Genomic DNA, 8,212 nt, shown 5'->3' on the forward strand with positions numbered 1-8,212 from the left:
CACCCAAAATGACCATTTTCCCCTTTGGGTGTCTCAGCGCACAAAACAGGAAAAAGCAAGTGAGATTTCACTTGCTTTTTTTATGTCAACACATAAGCCTAATTTCCATTAAAAGAATTTAGACCGGTAGTCTTCAATTTTAGCACTTTGTTGCAATGCATTAATGAAATGACCTTGAATTTGTTGCAACCAGCTTTGTTTCATTGTAGATTTTGCTGCTTCTGCCCCGCCATCCAAAGATGGCTTTGCAGTGACACTGGTAGGTTCAATAACAAATACACCACTATTACCTGCAATAGGTGCACTCACCTTATTCAATAACGCTTTATTAAAAGCGGCACCAACCACTTTTGGTTCATTACCAATATTAGGAATAAAGGAAGCCTCGAAAGAAATACTATCTACGGTTACTATTTTTGATCCGGTAGATTCTGCATAGCTTTCCAAAGTATTGCCCTTAAATTTATCTTGAATAATCTGCGCTTTCTTTTGATTCATCAATACTGTTTGTACATATGGGCGAACACTTGCAGCATCAGGTAGGCCCGGTTTTGCATCACTTGTGATGGAAGCAACAATAAAGCTATTGTTTATCTCAATAGGTTGAGAAACTTCACCCACTTTATGTGCATAAACCCATTTAACCATATCCCGGCTAGAACCAAAAGAACCTATTTGATAATCATTTTCTTTAAGATCACGAACTGGTTGAACAGCGATGTTTTTCTTTTGTGCACTTTCCAGGAAAGATTTTTGATTTTGATTGGAAGCAACAAATTCTGCCGCAACATTATTCACAGAATCAATTGTTTGTTGGCTAGCTTCAATAGGGCGTCCTACATAAGCAATATTATATCCTTCTGCTGAACCTTTTTGTCCCAATATTTGAATATAATGATAACCAAATTGCGTTTTTACGATTTTACTTTCCCCTGTTTTACCGCTGAAGGCAAAGTTATTGAATTCAGGCATCATGGTTCCAGATGCGAAATAATCAATCACACCACCTTTTTCAGCACTTCCGCCGTCGTCAGAAAATTTCTGTGCAATTGAATCAAAGCTTGCACCGGCCTTTATATCTGCAATGGCGCTATCTAGTCTTTTAAGCGCGCTGCTGTCATCACGAACCTGAACAAACTGGCCGGATTGTGGATCACGTTGAGCTGTTGCTACTAATATGTGACGCACTTTTACTGAATCCGGAACAACCATTTTACCCACTATTTTGGCAAAAACATAATTACCGTTAGAAATATAAGGACCATAAATAGAATCTACCGGCGTAGCCAATATTTGTTCCTTATCAGGAAACTGCATTTGATTCGAATTGATATATCCGTTATAATATGGAATAGTGCCATCTTTTGATTCAACAAAAGCAGCATTGTCTTTAGTCGCAATAAAATCTGATTTTAACCCATTTAAAGTGGCTTTAATGTTGGCAGAGTCAGTTGCGCTTGGTGATGCACTAAAAGCGATACAATCTATAGAGCGTGTTTCTTCTTTTTGTTCAAATTGCTTTTTATGCTTATTTACATAAGCCATTATTTCTGCATCACTCACCTTAACAGCGCTGTCGCTTACGGAAGTGTAAGGAACGGAAACTAAAGAGGCATTTGCTATGGAGTTATTATCTACATAGGTTTTTTGAGCCAGCCAAGAAGGAATATAAGTCGCTCCCACCAATAAGGATTGGTATTTAGTTAATCTAATTTGGTCATTTTCCTGGTCTAATAACTCAGACACCTGTGCTTTTTGCTCTTCTGTTCCACTTCTTTTTACCTGAGCCAAAGCGTTTCTGGCAGCATTTGCGTCATATTGGCCGGTTTGTTGGTTAACAAACTGTTGCAAAAATTGGGGCGGATTATTGCCAAATAACGCTGCATCCATATCCGTTGGCGTCACCTCCAAACCTAATTGCTTATAAGATTGGTCCAGCAAGGCAGTTTGCACATAGTATTGCCATACTCCCGCCATAACTTGTTCACGGGGTGTGGCGCTGTTACCCTGCATCTGCATTACCATATCTACTCTTTTATTAAAATCGGCAACGGCAATTTTATCACCGTTTACTGTTCCCAAAGTAGTCGTATTGGTAAACATATTTCCACCTCTGGAATAATCCATCATAATAAATGCAATCAATGCGATGGAGATAAGAATAAAAACTATCCAAGCACCTTTCTCCTGTATTTTTTGAATAATGGACATAATATTTTCTTTCTTTTACAAATTTTTAAGATGGCAAAAATAACGGAATATATGATTGCAACAAATGTACGGCAAAAGTTATTTTTATTTTTTACCAAAAAGATGCCTCTTTTCAGCAGCTGGACTAACTTTCGTTAGCCAAAATTTTCTTCAAATACTTGATTAAAGTTGCTAATATTGCCGCGTGTAGCTACATTTGTGATTCATTTTGTGATTCAAACATTACACATATTATTGTGTAAAATAAGAAAAGGAGAAAATAATGTCACGTCCTGTAAGATTTAACATACATCCCAAACAACCCGACATTCATGATAATATTGCCTTAGCCGAAATGCCCGATGGGCTAAACGGCGAGGGTTATTTTGCCACTAACCTGGAAAAAGTTGTGGCTTTGGGAAGAAAAAACTCACTTTGGCCCTTACCTTTCGCTACTTCCTGTTGCGGTATTGAATTTATGGCTACAGCAGCCGCTAATTATGATCTGGCACGCTTTGGTGCGGAGCGTATGGCTTTCACTCCACGTCAATGTGACTTATTGATGGTTATGGGAACGATTGCCAAAAAAATGGCGCCAATTTTAAAAGAGGTATATTTACAAATGGCAGAGCCTCGTTGGGTGATGGCTGTAGGGGCCTGCGCTTCCTCAGGAGGTATTTTTGATACATACTCTGTTTTACAAGGTATTGACCAGGTTATACCCGTAGATGTATATGTACCTGGTTGCCCTCCTCGTCCGGAAGCTATTTTGGATGGCTTTATGCGTATCCAGGATTTAGCGGGAAATGAAAGCTTAAGGCGCAGGAACAGCGAACATTACAAGGCTTTGATGGGAAGCTATGATATTCAATAATTTTGATCGAAATCGAAATAATGACAAACGAATTTATTCAACAAAAGATTACTGCACAGTTTGGCGAGAAGGTCACCAACTTTGAAGAGCCCTATGGCATGTTGACTTTTGAAACTACTGCAGATAATAATATTGTACTGTTGCGTTTTTTATTTGATGACCCCGATTTGCAATTTCGTTTTTTGACTGATGTAACTGCTGTACATTATCCTGATAATAAAGACCGCGAGCTGGCGATTGTCTATCATTTACATAATTTGGTAGACAATGTCCGCATACGGTTCAAATGTTTTATTAGTATTGAAAGACCCGATATCGAATCTGCAACAGCAGTATATGAGTCCGCCAATTGGCAGGAACGGGAGACGTACGATTTTTACGGAGTAAACTTCGTAAACCATCCTAATCTCAAAAGAGTCTTGAATGTAGAAGAAATGGATTATTTCCCCATGCGTAAAGAATATCCGTTAGAAGACCAGTCCCGTATTGACAAAGATGATGAGATGTTTGGAAGGGGAGGGAGTTTTAATTAAGTCATTTAATGATTCTATGAGAGGATTTTTATTTATTGTGTTGGTCTCAATTTCTGCGAATTTATTTGCGCAGCAGAAGGGTGAGTATTTTGTAAAGAATGATGGAGATACGGTTTATTGTGGTATAAAGAAGATAGATATTGATAAGATCAAATTGAGTTCTACTATTTTAGGAAAAAATGTTTGGCCCGTTGATAGTTTAAAGTGTTTTAGATATAATAGTATTTTATGGAATACATATTCGTATCCAATAGAAAAAGAAAATGGAGGAGCGCCTGCAATGGATAAGATTTTTTTGCCGCAGCTTTATACAAATATAAATTTGCGTTTAGGAAACTGGGGACCGGCATTAGGTGCAAAATCATTTAGCCAGGTATACCTGACTTCGGATGGCAAATCAGTTCTTTATGATGTGATTACAACAGAAAATAGCGCACCGGAGATTTTAATTAAGAGCAGGCTTTTTTTAAAAAAAATGGGAGACTCGGGTTTAATCAGAATCCCTTTTCTTCCGAAACCAGGATTCTTAACATCTAAGACTAAAAAGGAAGAGGTGAAAAAAATGTTTCCCGTAATTAAAGCATATTTAGCCGAAATCACTAAAGACAAACCTAGATTTAATAAACCGGTAATAAATGAAAATCTTTTCCCGGATTATGATCGCGTTAAATCCTATATCATAAGTTACTTATTGGCTAAATAAAATAGTTATATAGTTTAAAAATGGCAGACGAATACATAGCAGAGAAAAATATAAAGCTTCCAGATGGTTCCATCGAGAAGACGACAACCACCCTAAATCTTGGACCTACACACCCGGCAACACATGGTGTGTTTCAAAATATATTGGAGGTAGATGGAGAGCGTATTGTATCGGCGGAGCAAACCGTGGGTTATATTCACCGTGCATTTGAAAAAATCGCGGAACGCAGACCTCTATATCAAATAACCCCCTTAACGGATAGATTAAATTATTGCAGCAGCCCGATTAATAATATGGGTTGGCATATGACCTGCGAAAAATTGCTGAAAATAGCGACGCCAAAACGCGTAGATTATATGCGCGTAATCATTATGGAATTGGCTCGCATCTCCGATCACTTGATTTGTAGCTCTATTATGGTCGTAGATGCCGGTGGCTTTACCCCTTTTTTATATTTGATGGAATACCGCGAATTGATTTATGAAATTTACGAAGAAATTTGCGGCTCACGTTTAACTACAAATATCGGACGTATTGGAGGTTTTGAACGAAACTTCAACAATACCGCCTGGACGAAACTCGAAAAGTTTTTGAGAGAATATCCTAAAGCGTTAAAAGAATTTGAAACACTTACACAACGCAACCGCATTTTCATGGATCGCTGCATTGGGGCCGGCCCTATATCTGCCGAACGCGCACTTAATTATGGTTTTACGGGTCCCAACCTCCGCGCTGCCGGTGTAGATTATGACGTACGTGTGCATTCACCTTATAGCAGTTATGAAGACTTTCAGTTTAATGTTCCTATAGGTACAACGGGCGACTGTTACGATCGTTATTTGGTTCGCAACAAAGAAATGTGGGAATCACTTAGTATCATTAACCAGGCATATCAAAAAGTACAGGAATTTAAAGGAGCTGAAGCAGAAGTTTTTCATGCTGATGCACCCGATTATTATCTGCCTGAAAAAGCGGATGTTTATACAAAAATGGAAGCCCTGATTTATCACTTCAAAATAGTGATGGGTGAAACCGAAATACCGAAAGGCGAAGTATATCATAGTGTAGAAGGAGGTAACGGAGAATTAGGTTTCTATTTAATTAGTGATGGTGGGAGAACACCTTATCGTTTACACTTTCGCAGACCTTGCTTTATCTATTACCAAGCTTATTCAGAACTCACCAAAGGCGCAATGCTCAGTGATGCTGTCATTGTAATGAGTAGCTTGAATTTGATTGCCGGTGAAATGGATGCATAATAAAGAATTAGAAAGCCAAAATAAAAATGGAGGCTTTAACTTTTGAATTTAATAAAATGGCTATAGCTTTTTCAGAAGAAAAATTAAATAAAGTAAAAGAAATCATCGCACGTTATCCACAAGGGAAACAAAAAAGTGCTTTGTTACCTCTTTTGCATTTGGCACAGGATGAGTTCGGTGGATGGTTAGATGTCCCCGTAATGGATTATGTAGCCGATTTACTGGAGATAAAACCTATCGAAGTTTATGAAGTCGCTACTTTTTATACGATGTTCAATACAAAACCGGTAGGTAAATACCTGTTGGAGGTTTGTAAAACCGGGCCTTGCATGCTCAATGGCAGCGACGATATTATAAAATATATCGAAGAAAAGCTAGGCATAAAACCGGGTGAAACTACCCATGACGGCATGTTTACTTTGAAACCGACCGAATGTTTAGGTGCTTGTGGTTACGCGCCTATGATGCAACTCGGGAAATATTATAAAGAACATCTGACTAAAGAAAAAATAGATGCATTGATTATAGAATGCAGAGAAGGGAAAGCGAAGGTTAATTAAAAATAGAATATATGAGTCGCTGCAATGATGAATCACCTGAAATAAAATGCACAAAACGAAATATCAATATAAAAATAATTTCGTTAGTTATAGCTTTTATCGCATGGGCATCTGGTACATATTTGTTATGGACTGAGCAATCTCATTTTGTTTCACTTTTAGTTTTGGCCCTAATAATTGGAGGCGCGGTTACTTATTTTATTGACTGGAGGAGGTTTAAAAATAATTAGAGAGAATAAAAGCCCTCTTTTTTAATCGTTGAATATTAACTTTTGAATTGATAATGAAACTACTTTTAGAAAACGCACATATAGAAGGGATTCGCTTTTTTGAAGCTTATCGCAAACACGGTGGCTATCGAAGTGTAGAAAAAGCGTTGAAAATGTCGCCTACAGAAATTGTGGAAGAAGTAAAGAAAAGCGGCTTACGGGGCCGTGGGGGGGCCGGATTCCCTACCGGACTAAAATGGAGCTTCTTGGCAAAGCCCGAAGGTATTCCGCGCCATTTGGTGTGCAACGCCGATGAAAGCGAACCGGGTACTTTTAAGGATAGATATTTGATGGAATTTTTACCCCATCTTTTAATCGAAGGCCTGATTACTTCAAGTTATGCCTTGGGCTCAAATGCGACTTACATCTATATTCGCGGCGAATATGCTTGGATTCCGGAAATTTTGGAACAAGCTATTTGGGAAGCAAAAAACAATGGCTTTTTGGGGAAAAATATTTTAGGTTCCGGTTTTGATTGTGAAATATACGTACATCGTGGCGCAGGAGCTTATATCTGTGGTGAAGAAACAGCTTTGATAGAAAGCCTCGAGGGCAAGCGTGGTAATCCCCGTATCAAACCGCCGTTCCCTGCCATACAAGGTGTATGGATGCGGCCGACAGTTGTAAATAACGTAGAAACTATAGCAGCGATTGTCCCCATTATCAATATGGGTGGGGAAGAATATGGAAAAATAGGCGTAGGAAAGTCTACGGGTACGAAATTAATCTCCGCCTGTGGTAATTTGAATAAGCCCGGTGTTTATGAAATTCCATTTGACCTTTCTGTTGAAGATTTTATCTATAGTGACGAGTGGTGTGGCGGCATTCCTAAAGGGAAAAAATTAAAAGCTTGCATTCCCGGCGGTTCTTCTGTCCCTATTCTTCCAACCAACTTACTATTGACAACGGCTAAAGGGGAGAAAAGATTGATGAATTATGAAAGTCTGTCTGATGGTGGCTTCCAAACAGGCTCTATGCTGGGTTCGGGTGGGTTTATTGTTTTAGATGAAGACCAATGCGTGGTAAAACACACGATGACTTTAGCCCATTTCTATATGCATGAAAGTTGTGGTCAATGCAGCCCTTGTCGTGAAGGCACCGGTTGGATGTGGCGCATTTTGAAAAATATAGAATACGGCAAAGGCAAACTGGAAGATATAGATTTGCTTTGGGATGTACAACGCAGGATTGAAGGGAACACGATTTGTCCTTTAGGAGATGCAGCTGCTTGGCCGGTTGCCGCAGCAATCAGGCATTTTAGGGATGAGTTTGAATGGCATGTATTAAATCCCGAGGAAGCGCAAATTAGAAATTTTGGATTGGCGCATTATGCGGATGAATTATTAATTCAAAATTAAAAAGTAAAAATGTTACTTAAGCTATAAAGGCAATTGACATTTTTGGTTTTTTATTTTTAAATATTGACTGTATGTCTGATCAACCTCTTTTTAAAGTTACCATAGATAATATTACGGTAGAAGTTCCGGCAGGAACAACTATCCTGCAGGCTGCGCGACAAGCCGGCCCGGAAGTTACACCACCTGCTATGTGTTATTACAGCAAGCTCGAAGGTAGTGGCGGTAAATGCCGCACCTGTTTAGTGGAAGTAAGTAAAGGATCGGAAAAAGATCCACGCCCCATGCCAAAACTGGTCGCAAGCTGTCGTACAACCGTCATGGATGGAATGGAGGTAAAAAACTTTACATCAGAAAGAGTGTTAGACGCTCGTGCCGGGGTCGTTGAATTTTTACTCATAAATCATCCTTTGGATTGTCCTATTTGCGACCAGGCCGGAGAATGTCATTTGCAGGATTTGGCCTACGA

General features: G+C 39.0%; 8 protein-coding genes. 7 read left to right on the forward strand and 1 reads right to left on the reverse strand.

The genetic code is table 11. The annotated features are described in order from the left end of the window. Positions 1-108: 108 nt before the first annotated feature. A complete protein-coding gene (locus tag ACQR30_RS05740) occupies positions 109-2,211 on the reverse strand; it encodes a peptidylprolyl isomerase (protein ID WP_429732560.1) in 2,103 nt (700 codons plus the stop codon). A gap of 262 nt (positions 2,212-2,473) precedes the next feature. On the opposite strand from ACQR30_RS05740, the gene ACQR30_RS05745 reads away from it, so the two are divergent. The 7 genes from ACQR30_RS05745 to ACQR30_RS05775 all read left to right on the forward strand — a co-directional run. Next, positions 2,474-3,064 (forward strand): NADH-quinone oxidoreductase subunit B, encoded by a 591-nt coding sequence (locus ACQR30_RS05745; protein WP_429732562.1) that lies wholly within the window; start codon positions 2,474-2,476, stop codon positions 3,062-3,064. Between the two features lie 20 nt (positions 3,065-3,084). Continuing rightward, entirely contained in the window at positions 3,085-3,597 is a 513-nt protein-coding gene (locus tag ACQR30_RS05750; RefSeq protein WP_429732565.1) for an NADH-quinone oxidoreductase subunit C, read from the forward strand. A 16-nt stretch (positions 3,598-3,613) separates the two neighbouring features. Beyond that, positions 3,614-4,300, forward strand: coding sequence for a hypothetical protein (locus tag ACQR30_RS05755; RefSeq protein WP_429732568.1), 687 nt, complete (start codon positions 3,614-3,616; stop codon positions 4,298-4,300). A 20-nt stretch (positions 4,301-4,320) separates the two neighbouring features. Beyond that, a complete protein-coding gene (locus ACQR30_RS05760) occupies positions 4,321-5,559 on the forward strand; it encodes an NADH-quinone oxidoreductase subunit D (RefSeq protein WP_429732571.1) in 1,239 nt (412 codons plus the stop codon). 56 nt (positions 5,560-5,615) lie between these two features. Continuing rightward, complete coding sequence (gene nuoE, locus ACQR30_RS05765; RefSeq protein ID WP_429732574.1) at positions 5,616-6,119, forward strand: NADH-quinone oxidoreductase subunit NuoE; 504 nt, start codon at positions 5,616-5,618, stop codon at positions 6,117-6,119. A gap of 283 nt (positions 6,120-6,402) precedes the next feature. Continuing rightward, on the forward strand, positions 6,403-7,746 hold the full coding sequence (gene nuoF, locus ACQR30_RS05770) for an NADH-quinone oxidoreductase subunit NuoF (protein ID WP_429732577.1): 1,344 nt from the start codon (positions 6,403-6,405) through the stop codon (positions 7,744-7,746). A gap of 71 nt (positions 7,747-7,817) precedes the next feature. Continuing rightward, positions 7,818-8,212, forward strand: a 395-nt coding sequence (locus ACQR30_RS05775; protein WP_429732580.1) for a 2Fe-2S iron-sulfur cluster-binding protein, incomplete at its 3' end; no start/stop codon positions are given.

The organism is Arachidicoccus sp. (genome assembly GCF_050436765.1).
Lineage (GTDB): Bacteria > Bacteroidota > Bacteroidia > Chitinophagales > Chitinophagaceae > Arachidicoccus.

Excerpts from the sequence above, each read along its gene's own strand:
- nuoF (WP_429732577.1), top strand. The coding sequence starts at position 6,403 with ATGAAACTACTTTTAGAAAACGCACATATAGAAGGGATTCGCTTTTTT.
- ACQR30_RS05750 (WP_429732565.1), top strand. The coding sequence starts at position 3,085 with ATGACAAACGAATTTATTCAACAAAAGATTACTGCACAGTTTGGCGAG.
- ACQR30_RS05760 (WP_429732571.1), top strand. The coding sequence starts at position 4,321 with ATGGCAGACGAATACATAGCAGAGAAAAATATAAAGCTTCCAGATGGT.
- ACQR30_RS05745 (WP_429732562.1), top strand. The coding sequence starts at position 2,474 with ATGTCACGTCCTGTAAGATTTAACATACATCCCAAACAACCCGACATT.
- nuoE (WP_429732574.1), top strand. The coding sequence starts at position 5,616 with ATGGCTATAGCTTTTTCAGAAGAAAAATTAAATAAAGTAAAAGAAATC.
- ACQR30_RS05740 (WP_429732560.1), bottom strand. The coding sequence starts at position 2,211 with ATGTCCATTATTCAAAAAATACAGGAGAAAGGTGCTTGGATAGTTTTT.
- ACQR30_RS05755 (WP_429732568.1), top strand. The coding sequence starts at position 3,614 with ATGAGAGGATTTTTATTTATTGTGTTGGTCTCAATTTCTGCGAATTTA.